At 48.4% G+C, this 18,197-nt stretch carries 13 protein-coding genes; 4 read left to right on the top strand and 9 right to left on the bottom strand.

What is annotated here, in order from left to right; translation table 11 throughout:
* Positions 1–103: 103 nt before the first annotated feature.
* A complete protein-coding gene (gene brnQ, locus BLQ79_RS06705) occupies positions 104–1,411 on the bottom strand; it encodes a branched-chain amino acid transport system II carrier protein (RefSeq protein ID WP_200779851.1) in 1,308 nt (435 codons plus the stop codon).
* Between the two features lie 961 nt (positions 1,412–2,372).
* Here brnQ and BLQ79_RS06710 point away from each other — a divergent pair.
* Positions 2,373–3,329: an L-lactate dehydrogenase gene (locus tag BLQ79_RS06710; RefSeq protein ID WP_091365126.1), complete on the top strand. Its 957-nt coding sequence runs from the start codon at positions 2,373–2,375 to the stop codon at positions 3,327–3,329.
* A 223-nt stretch (positions 3,330–3,552) separates the two neighbouring features.
* On the opposite strand, the gene BLQ79_RS06715 is transcribed toward BLQ79_RS06710, so the two are convergent.
* The gene (locus BLQ79_RS06715; RefSeq protein WP_091365128.1) at positions 3,553–4,152 is read right to left on the bottom strand and encodes a GNAT family N-acetyltransferase; all 600 of its coding nucleotides are present in this window, start codon (positions 4,150–4,152) and stop codon (positions 3,553–3,555) included.
* Between the two features lie 550 nt (positions 4,153–4,702).
* On the opposite strand from BLQ79_RS06715, the gene BLQ79_RS06720 reads away from it, so the two are divergent.
* Positions 4,703–6,589, top strand: coding sequence for an S-layer homology domain-containing protein (locus BLQ79_RS06720; RefSeq protein WP_091365130.1), 1,887 nt, complete (start codon positions 4,703–4,705; stop codon positions 6,587–6,589).
* 1,500 nt (positions 6,590–8,089) lie between these two features.
* Here BLQ79_RS06720 and BLQ79_RS06730 read toward each other — a convergent pair.
* The gene (locus BLQ79_RS06730) at positions 8,090–8,569 is read right to left on the bottom strand and encodes a MarR family winged helix-turn-helix transcriptional regulator (RefSeq protein WP_159427871.1); all 480 of its coding nucleotides are present in this window, start codon (positions 8,567–8,569) and stop codon (positions 8,090–8,092) included.
* Between the two features lie 448 nt (positions 8,570–9,017).
* Here BLQ79_RS06730 and ispE point away from each other — a divergent pair, with 448 nt between their 5' ends.
* Both ispE and BLQ79_RS06740 read left to right on the top strand, forming a co-directional pair.
* A complete protein-coding gene (gene ispE / locus BLQ79_RS06735; RefSeq protein WP_091365136.1) occupies positions 9,018–9,869 on the top strand; it encodes a 4-(cytidine 5'-diphospho)-2-C-methyl-D-erythritol kinase in 852 nt (283 codons plus the stop codon).
* 47 nt (positions 9,870–9,916) lie between these two features.
* On the top strand, positions 9,917–10,474 hold the full coding sequence (locus tag BLQ79_RS06740) for a carbonic anhydrase (protein ID WP_091365138.1): 558 nt from the start codon (positions 9,917–9,919) through the stop codon (positions 10,472–10,474).
* A gap of 970 nt (positions 10,475–11,444) precedes the next feature.
* On the opposite strand, the gene BLQ79_RS06750 is transcribed toward BLQ79_RS06740, so the two are convergent.
* From BLQ79_RS06750 to BLQ79_RS06775, 6 genes are all read right to left on the bottom strand, one after another.
* Positions 11,445–12,728: an adenylosuccinate synthase gene (locus BLQ79_RS06750; protein ID WP_091365143.1), complete on the bottom strand. Its 1,284-nt coding sequence runs from the start codon at positions 12,726–12,728 to the stop codon at positions 11,445–11,447.
* Between the two features lie 72 nt (positions 12,729–12,800).
* Entirely contained in the window at positions 12,801–14,093 is a 1,293-nt protein-coding gene (gene purB, locus BLQ79_RS06755) for an adenylosuccinate lyase (RefSeq protein ID WP_091365146.1), read from the bottom strand.
* Between the two features lies 1 nt (position 14,094).
* A complete protein-coding gene (locus tag BLQ79_RS06760; RefSeq protein WP_091365148.1) occupies positions 14,095–15,483 on the bottom strand; it encodes an NAD(P)/FAD-dependent oxidoreductase in 1,389 nt (462 codons plus the stop codon).
* 288 nt (positions 15,484–15,771) lie between these two features.
* Positions 15,772–16,671 carry a zinc ribbon domain-containing protein gene (locus BLQ79_RS06765; RefSeq protein WP_159427872.1) on the bottom strand — a complete coding sequence of 300 codons (900 nt, stop codon included), beginning with the start codon at positions 16,669–16,671 and terminating at the stop codon, positions 15,772–15,774.
* Between the two features lie 92 nt (positions 16,672–16,763).
* Positions 16,764–17,564 carry a helix-turn-helix domain-containing protein gene (locus tag BLQ79_RS06770; protein WP_091365153.1) on the bottom strand — a complete coding sequence of 267 codons (801 nt, stop codon included), beginning with the start codon at positions 17,562–17,564 and terminating at the stop codon, positions 16,764–16,766.
* A gap of 46 nt (positions 17,565–17,610) precedes the next feature.
* A complete protein-coding gene (locus BLQ79_RS06775; protein WP_091365155.1) occupies positions 17,611–18,051 on the bottom strand; it encodes a DUF805 domain-containing protein in 441 nt (146 codons plus the stop codon).
* Positions 18,052–18,197: the final 146 nt, after the last annotated feature.

Here is an 18,197-nt window from a genome sequence, read left to right on the forward strand (position 1 = left end):
TCCTGCACAGCTTTAATTATACTATATCCACATAAAAAGACCTGTCTCCGAAGAGACAGGCCTTCATTCAGATTACACGATGGGTAACGGTGACACTTATTGTTTAGCCTTTAATCTTGCTGACGACGAGGCCCACAATAAATCCCACGACGGAGAAGGAGATCCATGCCATATCGTAGTGTGCAAATGGCAGGGAAGCCATGAAGGCATCTACACCGCCCAGGGCAATGCCTGCGGTATGGAAACCTGCATAGAGAGATGGAATAACGGTCAGGCCGATAGTCCATGCATAGATACTGTGTGCTCCTCCGTGAAGCTTGCCGGTCAGTGCCAGCAGGATCAGCACGATAGTCAGTGGATAGAGGAACATCAGAACCGGAATGGATGCGGAAATGATGGTGCTCAGACCAAAGAGTGCAATGCCGAAGGATACGAAGGAGAATACGGTAGCCCAGAGAACATGATTAACTCTTGGCAGCAGCAGATTGAAGTAAGCTGCACAGGAAGCAATCAGACCAACACTGGTGGTAAGGCAGGCAAGGATTACGATGCCGCCCAGAATGATGGAACCAGACTGGCCAAAATAGAACTGCGCTGCCTGAACCAGTACAGGAGCCCCGTTTTCCTGAATACCGATGGCCTGAACGGAGCTGGCACCCAGGAAGCTCAGGGATCCGTAAATGAGAGCCATGATGAAGGTGGAAATCAGGCCTGCGCGCAAGCAGGAGTAAGTGATTTCTTCATGCGTGGTCTTACCAAACATCTTAACGGACTGTACCACAATAACACCGAATACCAGAGCAGCCAGTGCATCCATGGTATTATAGCCATCCAGGAAGCCTTGTACCGCTGCGCCAACCGGAGTTGCATAGTTGTCCGTCGGAGCCTGCGGAATGCCCATCGGATTCATTAAGGAAGCGCCAATGAGGATGACCAGGAAAATAAGCAGCAACGGAGTGATAATCTTGCCAATGCGGCTTACCATCTTACCCGGGGTAATAGCCAGCCACCAGGAGAGGGCGAAGAAAACAAAAGCGAACACATACAGACCAATGCTCTTAGCTTCCGGTCCCAGAAGCGGAGCTACCGCAATTTCATAGGATACTGTGGCAGTACGCGGAATAGCGAAGAACGGTCCGATGGTCAGATACAGCAGAACGGTGAATGCTACGCCGTACCATGGCGCTACGCGGGAAGCCAGATTCTGCAGATCGTCGCCGGAATAACATACAGCCAGTACGCCGGCAAACGGAAGGCCTACGCCGGTAATCAGGAAGCCCAGAGTGGCCCAGGTTACATTAATACCTGCATTCTGACCCATGAAAACCGGGAAAATCAGGTTGCCTGCACCGAAGAACAGGGCAAACAACATTAAGCCGATGGCAACGAATTCATTAGATTTTTTTTGCATAATAGCAACTCCTTTCCTAATCGTTAACTCCATCGTGTAAAAAGGAATTACCTAACTCTAGCATAGAAAAAACAGTTAGGCAATAAAAAAATATATGGATTCCCATTAGAAAACATCTATACCCACCACTCGGCATCTCTCGGATGGTACAAGGGCAAATTACTCTGAATTCGCGTATATTTTTTATTATACCCCGGATTTCTCCTGTATTTATCAGCTTTTTTACCTTTCCATGGTTTTATGTTTCCTACATCGCCTCGCCCTCTCCATGCCTGGGTTTCATGTCTGATATTCATTTAACGCATATAAACCCATTCATAAATAGAATTATAAGAAATCATGTGGGGAAGCTCGTAAAACCTTCCACTGGAAGTTTTCAGAGGGGGGATACTGTGTATAGCATTTTGCATGAGCAAAGCTCATCCGTCATTCTTTCCTTGTCACAAGAGAGCATTCCATATCCCCCTGTAAAGCAGGAGGCTTTGTATAGCCTCGAGCCGCGGGCTTGCTGGCTACTAGTCTACTGAATCGAAATCCGTATGGATTTCCCATAAATGGTAGCCCGGTCTTCTAAAAAGCTTGAAGTTGTAAATCATTAACTATGTTGCACTCCCATTTTTACCGCCCTGTGAATCTTCTGATTCGCACAGAGTACCAGCAAAGGTTGCGGGCCTTCCGTCTTTTCTATTTATACAGCTACAGGAATATCTATTTATACAGCTACAGGAATATTCTTATTTTCTTTATATATTTATTATATTATATTTATTCTATATCATGTAATGTATCCGCTGGCAGCATCCCCGCCCAGGGCTTCTTTTCATGCATTTCCCGCATTGCTGTCTATACAAAAATAGAATCTTTACTATTTTTCAATATCGGTGATATAATATAACACAACAATTTTGCCATGATGGTTAACACCAAGCCGTCACGAAGACAGGTAGAGGAGGTTTTCTATATGAAAAAAAGAATTGTCGGCGTAATTGGGATTGGACATGTAGGTGCCCACGTAGCATTTGATTTGGGTATGATGGGTGTTGCCGATGAAGTCCGCCTCTGCGATGTAAATGAACAGAAGGTTAAGAGCGAAGTACAGGATCTGATGGATGCGGTTCTTTTCATGCCACGCCGCGTAGTATATAAGCCAGCTGCTTATGAAGAACTGGGTGACTGCGACATTATCATCAACTGCGCAGGCAATGTATCCCTGGTAGCTACCGGAAGCCGCGATGATGAAATGAACTTCACCGCTGTACAGGTCAATGACTATATTCCGAAGGTTATGGCTGGCGGATTCAAAGGGTTCTTCATCAATGTAACCAACCCATGCGATGTCATTACCAACCTGATTGCTGAAAAATCCGGTCTCCCGAAGAACCACGTATTTGGCACAGGCACCGGCCTCGACTCTTCCCGTCTGAATCACTGGCTCACCAAGCAGACAGGCATTGACCCGCACTCTATCCAGGCATATATGATGGGTGAACACGGCAATGCCCAGATGACCCCATGGTCCCAGGTTTCTTTCAACGGCAAGCGCCTGGACGACATGGATCCGGCGGATTCACGTTTCCAGTTTGACCGCGCACAGGCTACCCATGATGCTATCCGCGGCGGCTGGGTTACCTATGTAGGCAAGAAGTGCACTGAATATGGCATTTCCAGCATCGCTGTCACCCTGGCAAGCGCGGTTCTCCACGATGAAAAGAAGATCATCCCAGTAAGTGCAAGCCTCAAGGGCGAATATGGGGAAGAAGATGTATATGTAGGCCTGCCATGCGTCATCGGCGCTGACGGTGTAGAAGACATCATTGAATTCAACCTGCCAGACAACGAACTGGCTCAGTTCAAGCACTGCTGCGATACCATTCGTGCTAACATCGCCAAGTGCAAGAAGCTGCTGGCTGATAAATAAGTAAAAAACAATCAAAAAACTGCACCTTTCATGGTGCAGTTTTTTATTGTGGAAAAAGAGAGATTCGAGAATCGAGGGTGCAAGATGTGAGGGAGAATAAAGATGGCCTTCGGCTCATGGTTGGTGCGAGCTTGAGATTCACACTGACAGACAGCTTCAGCCTGCGGGTTTTCCCTCATTCCTCACATCTCATACCGGTCTTTTGCGCATCAGCTCATCTACCTCAATACGCTTTCAGATCTTCATCCGTGAGATGGAGCTGGGGAAAGGGGATCACTTCGGGCATGGTACCTTCGGGATGACCACCGAGAAGTTTTTCCATCCAGATAGCGTTGTACCAGCGACCGAATTTATGGAATACCCGGTGAAATTCGGCAGCTTTTGAGAATCCTATGGCCTGATGGAACCGGGCACTGGCATTGACCAGGAATTCATCTTCCGAATCAGCAAAGGCGATGCGGGCATACAGGTTGAGCACGTGCTGCTTCATACAGATAGCCGATAAGGCTTTGTATAGCCGGCTTCCTGCTCCGATGCGGCGCACGTTCTGGCGAATGTAAATCGATGTTTCTGCCGCCCAGGAATACGCATGCCTTGGGCTTAAAGGACTGGCATAAATATAGCCGATAATCTGCCCGTCTTTCAGAGCCACTATATAGGGATATCTCTCCAGAGTTCTGGTAATACGCGCCCGGAATTCTTCCACCGTAGGAACGTAGTATTCAGAAGTAACCGCTGTATTAAGCACATAAGGTTCATAAATAGAGCGGATTGCTTCCGCATCATCCGGTACCGCAAAACGAAGAGTCACCTGATTTTCCATAACTTGCACATCCTTTCCCGTCCCGGAAAATACTGCCTGTTTCCGGTTCTTTTTTCTTCTTTTGTCCTGTCATCAAGGGAGAAGAATACCCATTCTGCTTTTTAACGCTGAATTAGTATATGCTACGCCTTCCGATCCAGTCAAGAGTTGCGCTGCACTTCATTTTCTTTTTTGTAATCTCTTTAATTTATGCAGCTCTGCCTGTATACTATTCCCCCTCTCATGGTCATCCCTCCCATTCCCTGTTTAGCCTGTCCCATTATCAAAAATATTATGCTTGTTGTTTAACTTTTTCATTCTCCATCTATTCTCAATTAGATGAAAAAGATGATGTTTTTCCTCCTTTTACAGGATATTCTTTCCTTAATTCCCAAGATGATCCATTCCGAAAAATCCCATAAAATATACACATTTATCCTTCTATTGACATTTCTTATTCTCCGGAGATATAATGAATAGGTTAATTTACGATTTTATAAATCATTTTTGTATATTTGTTTGATTTTATTTTCAATACAAGCGAAGGATTTTCATCCGGAAAGGAAATTTCATGAAACGCTTACCTTTTGGTGCCGCTCTGGCTGCACTCATGCTTACCACTTCCTTTGTTATGGCAGACAATGCTTTCTCTGACGTAACCCCAGACGACTGGTCCTACCAGGCTGTCAGCCAGCTGGCCGACGAAGGCGTTATTGATGGTTATCCGGATGGAACCTTTAAAGGAAATAAAAATATTACCCGTTATGAAATGGGACAGATTGTAGCCCGCCTCATGGCTAAGGAAGATACCCTGACTTCTGACCAGAAAGCTACACTGGACAAACTGTCCTCTGATTATGCCGGTGAGCTGGATAACCTGGGTGTACGGGTAGATAAGCTGGAAAATCAGGTATTTAAGGATACCACATTCATATATGATTTCCGTGCCAGCGCTATGCCATCCTATGATAACATCTTCAAGGCCTCTGACCATGACCACGACGATTCCATGGGATTCCGTTTCCGTGTCAACTCTTACACCAAGATGACCCCAAGAGTATGGCTCTATGGACAGCTGGAAACCCATATGTCCATGAACGGCAAATCCTTCACCGGGGTTAATGCTACTGATGAAGACGACAGCGAATTTAAGCTGAACCGTTTCTTCACCACCTACCACTGGGGTGAAGTGAAGGATCATTACTTCTTTGATAAGGGACCGACAGATGACAATATCGTTATTGGCCGTTTCCCCATGCGTATGGGTGTCACCGGCTACACCTATGATGGCGAATTCACCGGTATTGGCGTACAGTTCGGCGACTACTTCAAGGGTGGCGCCCTCCGTATTGCCACCGGCCGCGCCAACAACATTAACTACGACTACACCGGCCCGATGATGCACGGCGTAGCCGGCATGAAGGCCGCTGCCTCCCAGCTGGCCGGCGCTATGGCTAAGTCGCAGCTGATGGCACTGCCCGGTATGAGCGACACGCAGGCCGATGCCCTGTCCAAGGTCATTTCCAACTCCATCAACCGTACTACCAACATCAACGACCTGTCCGGAAACATTAAGAACGATGTCAGCCATGCTCTCACCGCTTCCACCATACAGCAGATGATGGCCAGCGGCATACCTCAGGACGTGGCTACTACCACGGTGGCAGGAGCTGCTTATCAGGCAAAAATCAATGCTACCGCATCTACCATTTCTTCCAACCTGGTAGACAAGTTCAATCATAACGACCGCCTGCAGGCTCTGTCCAGCGGCCTCGACTGGTCCAACGGTGTATACTATCCGATGAGCGATGTCCATATGCCATGGGGTTCCGATGAAGATGTACCGGTAACTTTCATTTCCTATAAGTACGTAGCACCGAAGCAGTACGAAATCCATCTGTACGGCGCTAAGGTCAACGGCTCGGTAGACCCGATTGCCAAGGCATGGGGCGGCGCGTTGTCCTACAACATTAACGATCACCTGTCCATTCACGGCGAATACCTGAAGAACATGCGCCGTCTGCCGCTGAACAACGAACGTCCGCACAGCTTCAACTTCGGCGTAACCTTCGGCGACGTAGATATGCTGAAGCCGCATTCCTATGCCTTCACCCTGGACCACATCTACAGCCAGGCAGGAACCTATTTCGGCGGTTCCTCCAGCGATGTAGCAGATCAGTACATGGGACATGTCTACAAGCACTGGAAGTTCAACGGTATCGACATGGGCAAGATGCCGGCATACCTGGCTGACAAGATGAACGCCGTGGCCGACCCCAATGTCACCGATCCTGACAAACATAACTACGGCGGCGCCAAGTTCAACCTGGCCCGTTTCGAATATGTTCCAATGAAGGGGCTCAAGCTCAAGGCTGAATACGGCTTCAAGGCCGAAGATATGGGCGACCGCAAGATGGAAAACGTATGGTACGTAGAAGCACAGGCATTCTTTATGTAAGATAGATGAGCAACAAAAAAATGCAGCATTCGCTGCATTTTTTTGTTGCTCAAGAACTGCAAGAATGGCTATTCCTTAACATCAAAAAGCAGGATAGCAAAAGTCTTTCCGGGACTTTCGAGTGGTGAATTCTGAAAAGACAGGTTTGAGGATTGAGCGGAATTGCAAACATACCTCAGAAGAGACATCAGACGGTCCGGCAAATCAGACTTCAGAGGGAGCACATCAGCATGGTTTCCTACATTCCAACATAGTGGATTCTACTTTCCACCATCTGCCAGCAAAGACCGGGCTGTCAATAGTATGGAAATCAAAGATTTCATAATGCTATGGACTTACAGCCAATGACGACAAGCTATTGTCGTCATTCCCCCTCTCTCTCCAGAGAGGGAAACGTTTCGCATGCTTCCGTTAATCAGCTTTCGCATGCTTGCCTTTTTCAAGAAGAGAACATTCCGCTTCACTTCTGCAATCTGCAAGGATTGCGCCATCCTGAGCCGAGAATGGCATAACCATTCTTGCGGCCTTATGATCTGCTTTAAAGATGAATAAGAGTCAAACGTACAACAGCACGCTTTCCTGTATCCCAACATACAGCATTCTACTTTCCACCATTCGACAAGCGGATGGATTCGAGACAACGGATTGTCTCGAATGCCTGCAAATCCTTGATATCTTATATATGGCAGGCGGGCGTGGCAACAATATCTTGTTGCCACGGGATACAAGTCTTCTATCTAAGAAATTCTTTGAATTTCCATAAAAATGGTATCCAGGTCCGTATTAAAGCCTGATAAAGGTAAGAATGCAGATTTCTGACTAAAACAAACCTGGAAATTGAATATTATGCACCATGATTGGCTATCGTATTCCAGAACGGGAAACGTGCTGCATGCTTCCGTTAATTACCTTTCGCATTCTTAACGTATAATGCGAAAACAGGAATACCGCCTTATAATGGTTCTTCCTGTTTATAAGCAGGCTTATGAACAAGTACGGACAAGCACATCAAACGGCTCCTTTCTGGAGCGAAAGGGAACCGACAAACATCGGTGGATAGTTGATTCCTGGTTGTAAAATCAGAGGAAAGCCTGCTAAAATTTTAGCAACAAAAATAAAAGCCTGTTTCACCAGTATTGACAAGGGTTTTGAGATTTTTACAACACTTTTTGCCCCTCAAAAATCATCTCACTCTTTAAAGCAGACCTGGTTGCCTTTAATAAGGAAATTCTTCGAATTTCTAAACCGGAAGATTTGCACCCCGCGACAACAATCCCTTGTTGTCGCGCCAAGGAAGCTCGATAAATACTAGCTTCATTGGCATCAAAAACACACAAATTTGTCCTATACCCCTGCTTTGCAGGCTTCTTTTCACACACAAAAAAGCGGCAGGATATGTCCTGTCGCTTTTTGATTCCTTCAGGTCTCTTGCACAAAACCTTTCATTTGGCACAGTATCAAGAATCTGTTCAGACCACCCGCTTCCGCTTGCAGGGAGCCTCATTTCTTTTCTTCCGCAATCAGATTATCCATAATCCGGCGCATTATGGATTTGAGATAATCAATATCCTCCCGGGAAAGGCCTTCATAGGCCAGGTCATCGGCTGCTCTGGATTCTCCGCGGCCATTGTTGAATGCAGCTTTTCCTTTTTCTGTCATGTGGAGAATGTATTTTCTTCTGTCTTCTGTGTCCTTTTCCTTGGCAATAAGTCCTTTCCCAATCATGGACCGGACAATCACGGTCACCGTTGGATTGGACAGGTGCATCTTATCCTCCAGTATCTTCTGGGTTATCTTATCCTCCGGGTGATTGCGCAAATAGGCCAGTACAAGGGACTGTCTCGGTGTAAGATCATACTTCTTCAGAATCTTAGTCTGCATATCACAGATACGCTGGCAGATAAGGGCAATGTTGAAGCTGATAAGGAAAGCTTCATCCTCCAGAAAATCGGAAGGGTTTAAGAATGGGGTTTTTTCCATTTGTATTTCTCCTGTAAACCATAAATCTTTTCTCATTATACAACATGTAACCGATAATCCATAGTTATTTATATAATTTTACTCATCCAAAAAAAACACCCTTGAAATCTGTAAATCTTTTATATTGCACTTGAATTTTTTCTAATTTTCATATAACATAGATACATAAGTGTTTACTTAACACATTTCCTGCCCGGCGATGACTGTCAATGGGCAGGCACCGTATAGTAGTGCGGTATTGGGAATCCCCTAATTCCCCCCGATATCGTTACGCTATACAGTAGCATGCGGAAGTCCCCTCTTCCGCACCCCTTACTCATATGTGTAACATATGAAATGGAGACCCCATAATGGCCAGCAGTCACGTATTGCTGTCTGTTATGGGGTCTCTGTTTTATCTGGAAATATACAGAAACAGCCTTCAGGCTTTCAGAAAGTGAGGTCTCCTTTGTCTTCTATCACTGTGGCAGCACATGCCAAAATCAACCTGACCCTGTATGTAGGAAATAAGCGTTCTGACGGATACCATGATATTGACAGCATTATGCATCAGATTGTTCTGTCGGACGAAATCACCGTATCTGCCGATGACTCCCTCCGCCTTACCGTAGCCGAAGGGACAGCACCTGCTGGAGAAGATAATCTCATGTGGACTGCCGCACGCCGTTTCCTGGATGCAGCCAGTCTCACCAAAGGTCTCTCCATGATTCTTAAGAAACGCATTCCCTCTCCGGCCGGCATGGGCGGCGGTTCTGCGGATGCAGCTGCCGTACTTCTGGCCGCCAATGAAGTATATGACCACCCGCTCAGCCAGGATGAGCTTCTGTCTCTCGCTGCCGGTCTTGGTGCCGATGTGCCATTCTGCCTTGCCGGCGGATGTGCCCGGTGCCAGGGCATAGGAGAGAAAATGACGCCTGTTACCCCCTGGCATGGACTGCCTCTGGTGATTGTGCGCCCCGATATATCTGTATCCACCGGCGCTGCATATGCACAGATTGATGCGTCATCCCACAAGCGTCCAGACACAACAGAGCAGATGGTGCAGGCCCTGGAAGAAAAGAACATATCCCTTCTTTCTGCTTCGCTGATGAATCACTTTGAAGAAGGCCTGTTTCCGCAGGAAGACGAACTGGCCCGCACATCAGAAGCCCTCTCCCGGTTCGGCCGTCCATTCCAGATGACTGGTTCCGGCTCCGCATTCTTCCTCATTGCTGATGATTTGAAAGAAGCCCGCCACATAGCAGAAACTATCAGCAGGGAACATTCAGCATGGTATACTGCAGTAACAGAAACTCTGTAAATTTTATCTTTCTGTATTTCTTCGTCTCCCCATAAGGAGGTCTTATCATGTCCAACCGCATACAAGCGGCAGAAGCCCTTTTACGCCTCAAAGCAGGCAATTCACAATATATCCAGAGTAATTCCTATACCGGTGACGTTTCGTCAGCCATTCGGGCAAATACAGCGAAAAACGGGCAATTCCCCTATGCCATTGTTATTGCCTGTTCCGATTCCCGGGTAATTCCGGAAATTATCTTCTCCGCCGGTATGGGCGAACTGTTCACCATCCGGGTAGCCGGCAATGTGATTGACCGGCATCAGCTGGGATCCATCGAGTACGCCGTATCTCATTTAAAGAGCCCGCTGGTGGTCGTGCTGGGACACACCCACTGCGGCGCCGTAGCTGCCACCATAGCCGGCGAAGGCGACAGCCATATCCAGTCCATTACTGATAAAATTCATAAGGCCATAGGAGACGAAACCGACGACTTCACCGCCGCCTCGCTTAACGTAAAATACGCGGTAGCCGAAATTCTCGATGCCTTCCGCCACGACGGTCTGGAAGAAGAACAGGTAGTCGGTGCGGTATACGATATAGAGACGGGAGAAGTATATTGGAATTGATTCTGAGGCTCAGTCGGTGCAATTCCACAGGAATTGCAGGGGGTGATGTTGCGTATAGCACCCCTTGTATAAAGGCAGACGATCAGACACGAAAACCAGTAAGTTTTCTTCAGACCTCAGACTTAAAAGACAGGTATGAGATACGAGAATTGAGAAAATAAGGAAAGTTGTTACAAAGAAGTGATAAGTAACATCTTTATATTTTCCTTCATACAAACATACCGCATTCTACTTTCCACCAGCCGCCAGCAAAGACCGGGCTGTCAATAGTATGGAAATCAAAGATTTCCTAAGGTTATGGACTTACAGCCAATGACGACAAGCTATTGTCGTCATTCCCCCTCTCTCTCCAGAACGGGAAACGTGTTGCATTCTTTCCGTCAATCAGCTTTTGCATGCTTGTCTTTTAACAAAGTGGAAGAAGTGCAACATATTATCGTTATTCCTTCAGATTCACATAGTGGAATCAACTATCCCCCGACGTTCGTCGGTCCCCCTTTCTCTCCAGAAAGGAGCTGCATACGGCATGCTTCCCATTTGCAAAGCTTTTGTATTTTTACCTTTTTATAAGAGATTATTCCATATTCCCCTGCAATCCCCATGGGGTTGTATAACCCTATGAGCCTCAGCTCATACCGACCTGAAAATAACAACGCCATTCTCACTGACCTGTGAATCTTCTGATTCACACCGACAGCAAACAAAGTTTGCGGCCTTTATCCTTTCTCTCCAGAACGGGAAACGTGCTGCATACTTTCATTAACCAGCTTTTCTCATTCTTACCTTTTAATAAAGCGGAAGAAGTGCAACATATTATCGTTATTCCATCAGAAATACTATGCAAGGAATCAAAAAAACGATTTTCCAGTTTATGGAAAATCGTTTTTTGTTTCTTTAGTTTTCTCCTGCAAAGCAGGCGGCTTTGCCCCGTTTCGAGCCGCAGTCTATAAGCGAAGCTTACCTTTGCTTATCAGAATACTTCCTTAACCACAATGGTCTGTTCTCTGGATGGGCCTACAGATACGATGCCGATCGGAACGCCAGTAAGCTGTGCGATGGCTTCTACGTAAATTCTTGCATTTTCCGGAAGTTCTTCGTACTTGCGAATGCCGGAAATGTCCTGCTTCCAGCCCTTGAAGGTTCTGTATACCGGAGTGAGCTGTTCCAGGTACTTAAGGTCAGCCGGATATTCTTCTACCGGCTGGCCATCCTTTTCATAGCCTACGCAGATCTTGATTTCGTCCATACCATCGAGTACATCCAGACGGGTGATGGCCAGATAATCGAAGCTGGAGAGACCTGCCGCATAGCGTACGGCTCTGGCATCAAGCCAGCCTACACGGCGCGGACGGCCAGTAACGGTGCCGTATTCGTGAGCAATTTCACGGATGTTGTTTCCGATTTCATTGTTCAGTTCGGTCGGGAACGGGCCTTCGCCTACACGGGTGGAATAGGCCTTGACTACGCCGAAGATATTCTGCATAAGGTGCGGTCCGATGGCTGCGCCTACACAGGCACCGCCGGCTACCGGATGGGAGCTGGTTACGTATGGATAAGTACCATTGTCCAAGTCCAGCATGGAAGCCTGTGCCCCTTCAAACAGTACATTCTTTCCTTCTTCAATGTACTGATGTACGGTGTGATTGGTATCGCATACATACGGACGCAGCTGTTCTGCATAGCCCAGATAATCCTTCAGCATCTGTTCATAATCAAAACCTTCTACGCCGTACAGTCTTTCCAGAAGCATGTTCTTTACTTCTACGTTGTACTTCAGCTTTTCAGCAAATACGTCCTTGTCCATGAGGTCGCAGATGCGGATGCCGATACGGTTAATCTTGTCTGCATAGCACGGTCCGATACCATTCTTGGTGGTGCCAATCTTGCGGTTGCCCTTGCGCGCTTCTTCTGCTTCATCCAGACGGATGTGATATGGGAATACCACATGGGCACGGGTAGAAATCTGCAGGTTGCTCGGATCTACGCCCTGTGCCTTCAGCGCATTCATTTCTTCCAGCAGAGACTTCGGATCGATAACCACACCGGTACCTACGATACAAATGGTATCCGGATACATGATTCCACTGGGCATGAGGCGCAGCGGGTAAGCCTTACCTCCGGTAACCACCGTGTGTCCTGCGTTGTTTCCGCCCTGGGAACGTACGACTACATCGGCTTTTGCCGCGAGATAATCTACAATCTTTCCCTTACCTTCGTCGCCCCACTGAGCGCCAATGACCATAGCTGTTGCCATTATATACTTCCTTCCGTTAATTAAGAAAACATGCAGCAGGAAAAAGGACCCTGTCCTTCTCCTGTTCTGCTATCAAAGAACGAATCTTGCAAAGATATCGTCTACATGGGTGAGCATAGCATGCGGATTGAAGCATGCCTTGATTTCTTCCGGAGTCAGATACTTGCTTACATCTTCATCCTTGCAGAGATTTTCATAGAAATCTTCGCCCTGGAGCCATCTCTTCATGGCGTTGCGCTGTACCCAGCGATATGCCGTATCGCGGTATACACCCTTGGAAACCAGAGCCAGCAGTACGCGGGGGCTGTAAATCAGGCCGCCGGTGAGGTTCAGGTCAGCCATCATCTTGTCCGGGTAAACCAGAAGCTTGTCAATCAGGTTGATGGTTTCATTGAGAATGAAATCCAGCGCAATGGTTGCATCTGGGAACATAACACGTTCGGTGGAGGAATGGGAAATATCCCGTTCATGCCACAGCGGAACATTCTGATATGCCGGTACAGTGTAGCCTTCAATCAGGCGGGCCATACCGCAGATACGTTCACTGCGCACCGGGTTGCGCTTATGCGGCATAGCGGAGGAGCCCTTCTGCTTCGGGCTGAAATATTCTTCTGCTTCCCGCACTTCGGTTCTCTGGAGATGACGTACTTCCAGAGCCATCTGTGCCAGAGTAGCTGCAATGACAGCCAGGGTGGACATGTACATAGCATGGCGGTCACGCTGTACCACCTGAGTGGAAATCAGTTCCGGCTTAAGGCCCAGCTTCTTGCATACATACTGTTCTACAAAAGGATCAATATCCGCATAGGTTCCTACTGCACCGGACAGCTTACCTACGGAAATTTCATCCTTCGCCCTCTTCATACGTTCAATGTTTCGGAGAGTTTCAGAGTACCAGAGGAGCATCTTCAGACCAAAGGTGGTTGGTTCTGCGTGAACACCGTGGGTACGGCCGATAGTCGGCGTATGCTTAAATTCCACAGCCCTTCTCTTCAGAACGGCTGCCAGTCTTTCCAGGTCGTCCAGAATGACATCGGATGCTCTGGAAATCTGGAGGCAGAATGCGGTGTCTCTTACGTCGGTGGAAGTGAGTCCCATGTGAATGTACTTGGCTTCATCGCCCACCTTTTCGCCTACTGCGGACAGGAACGCAATGATATCGTGGTTAATTTCTGCATCGATTTCATGAATGCGATCTACATCGAAATCTGCTTTTTCTTTGATAACTTCTACCGCTTCCTTCGGAATGCGGCCCAGCTGGGCATTAGCTTCACATGCTGCAATTTCAACATCAAGCATTGTCTGCCATTCGTGTCTTTCGTTCCAAATGGCTTCCATAGCCGGTCTTGTGTACCTCGGAATCATATTAGTCCCCCTTTGGTTTACCTTCCCGCGCACAGATTTCTCTGCCAACCACTACGCCGGCAGCTGAAGCCTGGGCCAGACCTCTCGTAATTCCCGCTCCATCGCCAATGGCGAAGAAATTAGGAATCCTGGTTTCCAGCTTATCTGAAAGCTCTACACGGGCTGAATAAAATTTCGCCTCAACGCCATACAGCAGGGTATGTCTGGAATTGGCACCCGGTGCCACTTTGTCGAGGGCTTCAAACATTTCCATAATATCCTTTAAAAAGCGATATGGCAAGACCAAAGATAAATCTCCTGGTGTAGCACTGGGCATTGTTGGTCTTACCAGACCGCGCATGAGCCTCTCCCGGGTAGACCGGTGTCCATCCCGCAGATCGCCAAGACGCTGTACGATCGGCCCGCCGCCAAGCATATTGGCCAGCGAAGCAATGTACTTACCATAGGCAATCGGTTCATTGAACGGTTCGGTAAAAGATTTGGATACCAGAATGGCAAAATTCGTATTTTCACTCTTCTTATGGGCAAACGAGTGGCCGTTTACCGTCATGAGTCCGTCGTTATTCTCCGTCACCACAAAACCGTTTGGATTCATGCAGAACGTGCGGATACGATCATCAAAACTGCGGCTGTAATATACCAGTTTGGATTCATAGCAGATATCCGTGATAGGTTCATAAATTTCCGCCGGAGATTCCACGCGCACCCCGATATCCACTGCATTGTTGGTCATGCGCAGTCCCAGTTTTCTGATCTGATTGACAAACCATTCCGAGCCATCCCGTCCTGGAGCCGCTACCAGATACTTAGCGCGATAGGTTTCTCCATGGGTGGAAATGAAATGCGCGCCGTTTTCACAGCGGATTTCTTCTACCGGTGTATCGCAGAGTACATGCACATTGGACGGCAGAGAATCCCGCATATTCGCCAGAATCTGGCCGTTTACGTCCGTCCCCAGATGACGGATGCGGGCCGGAATAAATGACAGATCCGCCGCTGCCGCTTTCCGCTTCAGCTCATGCCGTTCCTTCGCAAATTCATCGCCATACACCTTGCGGTCCCTGCCGCCGTAACGACAGTACACATCATCCACATAGGAAATGAGTTTAGCCAGCTCTCCTTTATGCATATAATCTTCCAGATTGCCGCCATACTCTGTAGTCAATGTCAGCTTCCCATCAGAAAACGCACCGGCACCACCCCAGCCGCACACAATATTCATGCGCTTTTCACTGCGATCCCCATGAGGATCCTTGTTCAGTTCCAGTCGATGATGAATATCATGTCCTTTTTCAAGAATCAGAATGGAAGCACCGGTATCGGCAAGCTCCAGTGCTGTAAAGATTCCGGCCGGGCCGGCGCCGATAATTACTACATCATAATCTTTCATGCAAAAACCACCTTATACACACAAAAAAAGCGCCTCCCATACGCGGGGGCGCTGCGGTACCCTGTTCAGGTATCCCTTCCAATAATAGCAGGAAACAACGGGCAGAGTCAATGAAGATATGAACTGACAATGATGAGTTCATCCAGGTATCCACCCCTTATGGAAGTCATCCACTTCCATACCGCCTTGGCCGGTTGATGTTGAGACACCGCCTTACGAATCCTCTGAAGATTCATAAGGCCCTAAGCCGAAGGCTTGCCGCCCATGAGTTTATCTCCGGTTCTTTCCCTATCTCCAGAATTCTACTCCATTTTCTTCCATATGCCGTTTGAGACCTGGCAGGTGCATGACTATCGTATTGGCTATATTTACTGTGCGTTTGCTCTTAAGGTATGCCTGATAATGGGAGGCCTCTACGCTTCCTGTGGCGGAGCTGGTATTGCCGTCGACTTTGACGTTTCCGTTGTTATCCAGCGTATAGAGATAGTAAATCATGAACGAGTGATCGCCGCCGTCCCATTCACCAAGTACCGCATCCTCATTTCGAATATCATTCTTTACTGTCACCGGGAAAATGAGAGGCTGGTAGCCATAGTCTCTCTTTACGCCAAATTCACGGACCAGCATGTCATAACGATCTCTGTCCACTAAAGCCAATACCCCATCCGGCTTGTCATAGGCTATGAACTGCTGCGTGTCATCATCCGGTGTAACCAGCGCCAGGAAGCCCAGGTCATCCATGTCGGAAACGGCCAGGACATGGTATCCGGAATATCCACGTTGGTGAATCATATTTTCCACCTGTTTTTCCGGTGTACTCTCCGCGGTATTCAGTTTGGCCCCTTCATGAGTCACCGGTTCAGAAGAGACGCTGTCCGCAGTCACAGACTCTGCGTTTCCTGCAGGCTCTGTATGGAGAAAATAAGTCAGAGCTCCTCCGAACACCAGGAGGGCCGCAGCCAGAATCACTGCCAGCCGTTTTTTATTGGTTTCATTTCCCGGCCGGGTACTTGCTCCCTCAGGGTTCACCTTGAAAGCATACCCGCAGCGGGAACAGAAATGACTGCCTGCCCTGTTTTTTACGCCGCAATTCGGGCAGGTTACCTGTTCATCCTGTTTTCGGCCGCAGAAAGGACAAAAAGCCGAATCCTCAGGAACTTCCTTATGGCAAAAACTGCATTGTCTCATACGTATTCCTCCTGATAATGAGCTGACGCGCATGGTCTGCAAGCCCGCAGGGATTGCCCCCATCTTGAAAGCGGCCTGCCCACTTTTGCGGTCTATGATTTATTTGAAGAGTAGTGACTCATTAAACCAATCATTTTATTCCACTCTTCCGCGTTCGGGGTTCCGTACAGTCTTTCCATGGCGGAATAGTTTACGAGCCAGGTTCTTCCGGCCTGTCTTCTGTCGTTGTCGTCCATTCTGGCGGCACGGTGGCCGGCTCCTGCGGCGGCAGACCGGACTTCTCCGCTGCTGCGGTTCCAGAGTTCGGCGGCTTCCACGGTGGTAAAGGAACAGAGGAGTGGATTCCGTGCCGGCACAGTCTCGGTTTTTCCGGCATATACCCGGCTGGCGGCCTGGCGGATGATGAGCCATTCCCGGCCGGATTTTCTTGTTTCGCCTTTGGCGAACGGGCTGTCCGGATTGAGGATGTCCGCTTCCACCTTTTTCACGGGCAGAGCATAGGTGTCGGCCACTTCTTTCGCAGTAAGCACGTCAAGCAGCGGGTTGGAAAACACGATTTCCTGTGCTTCCGATACATCTACCGTGCCGACGGGGACGACAACGGCCCCATCGGGCATGGCCAGCACCTGCACGCGGGGCGGCAGATGGTGATGAGCCAGATACTCACGCCAGGCGAGACGGGTCTTTCCTTCCGGTTCATCGCTTCGCACGCTGTGAAGTGGCCCTTCTGTCATTTCTACGATAGATTTCGGCAGACTGTCCGGTACCACTTCAGTAAAATACAGAGACATCCCCTGTGCCACCAGGGTACAGGGCGGAAGTTTTCCCAGAAGATAAGAAGTAAATGCCTGACCGCACATGGTATGGTCAGGTCCAAGTGTATATAGTTTCATAGGATTCCTTACTATGAGCGGAGCTCATAGGCTATACGCCTTAGGCTCATCTCTCTCCTTTCCCTAAAAAGAGGTAGCAGGTCACGGCGAGGTTGAATATGGATACGGCGTTGTTTACCCAGCCGGATGCTCCGAGGAGGCGGTCTATTGCCGGACTGACGAAGGTTATTCCGTAGACGAGGCACATGATCGGTGCGGCGCGGTATCCCATATCATGAAGGCGCCGGGCCATGAGTGAGTTGTCGGCAATGACTATCAGCAGAGCCGCCAGGAGGAATGCAGCAGTCAGAATATATCCCAGTATATCCATCTTCAGGTCAAACAGTGCATTGGTCCCATACCAGGCTATGGCCACCGCAAGAATCCATACGGCCCCCAGAGCCAGGGACCTTAGGAAATACTGCATGCGATTCACCCGGCCATCAAAGGAAAACCAGGCCAGAAGAAACGGACGACGGGCAATTAATTTTCGGTATCGATTATACATTAGTGGAACTCCTTTACGTGGTAAGCCTTCGGCTCAAGGTCGGTGCGAGCCAAGGGCTTGCAGGTCCGCAAGAATCCTATCGGATTCTCGGGTCGGTGCCTTAACATCAAAGGGCAAGTCGGTGTGCCTCCTGCAGAGGCACAGGG

It is taken from the genome of Dialister histaminiformans (genome assembly GCF_900103425.1).
GTDB lineage: Bacteria > Bacillota > Negativicutes > Veillonellales > Dialisteraceae > Allisonella > Allisonella histaminiformans.

Bases quoted from the DNA above. Each gene is read 5' to 3' on its own strand.
- brnQ (WP_200779851.1), bottom strand. From the start codon at position 1,411: ATGCAAAAAAAATCTAATGAATTCGTTGCCATCGGCTTAATGTTGTTT.
- BLQ79_RS06710 (WP_091365126.1), top strand. From the start codon at position 2,373: ATGAAAAAAAGAATTGTCGGCGTAATTGGGATTGGACATGTAGGTGCC.
- BLQ79_RS06715 (WP_091365128.1), bottom strand. From the start codon at position 4,152: ATGGAAAATCAGGTGACTCTTCGTTTTGCGGTACCGGATGATGCGGAA.
- BLQ79_RS06720 (WP_091365130.1), top strand. From the start codon at position 4,703: ATGAAACGCTTACCTTTTGGTGCCGCTCTGGCTGCACTCATGCTTACC.
- BLQ79_RS06730 (WP_159427871.1), bottom strand. From the start codon at position 8,569: ATGGAAAAAACCCCATTCTTAAACCCTTCCGATTTTCTGGAGGATGAA.
- BLQ79_RS06740 (WP_091365138.1), top strand. From the start codon at position 9,917: ATGTCCAACCGCATACAAGCGGCAGAAGCCCTTTTACGCCTCAAAGCA.
- BLQ79_RS06750 (WP_091365143.1), bottom strand. From the start codon at position 12,728: ATGGCAACAGCTATGGTCATTGGCGCTCAGTGGGGCGACGAAGGTAAG.
- purB (WP_091365146.1), bottom strand. From the start codon at position 14,093: ATGATTCCGAGGTACACAAGACCGGCTATGGAAGCCATTTGGAACGAA.
- BLQ79_RS06760 (WP_091365148.1), bottom strand. From the start codon at position 15,483: ATGAAAGATTATGATGTAGTAATTATCGGCGCCGGCCCGGCCGGAATC.
- BLQ79_RS06765 (WP_159427872.1), bottom strand. From the start codon at position 16,671: ATGAGACAATGCAGTTTTTGCCATAAGGAAGTTCCTGAGGATTCGGCT.
- BLQ79_RS06770 (WP_091365153.1), bottom strand. From the start codon at position 17,564: ATGAAACTATATACACTTGGACCTGACCATACCATGTGCGGTCAGGCA.
- BLQ79_RS06775 (WP_091365155.1), bottom strand. From the start codon at position 18,051: ATGTATAATCGATACCGAAAATTAATTGCCCGTCGTCCGTTTCTTCTG.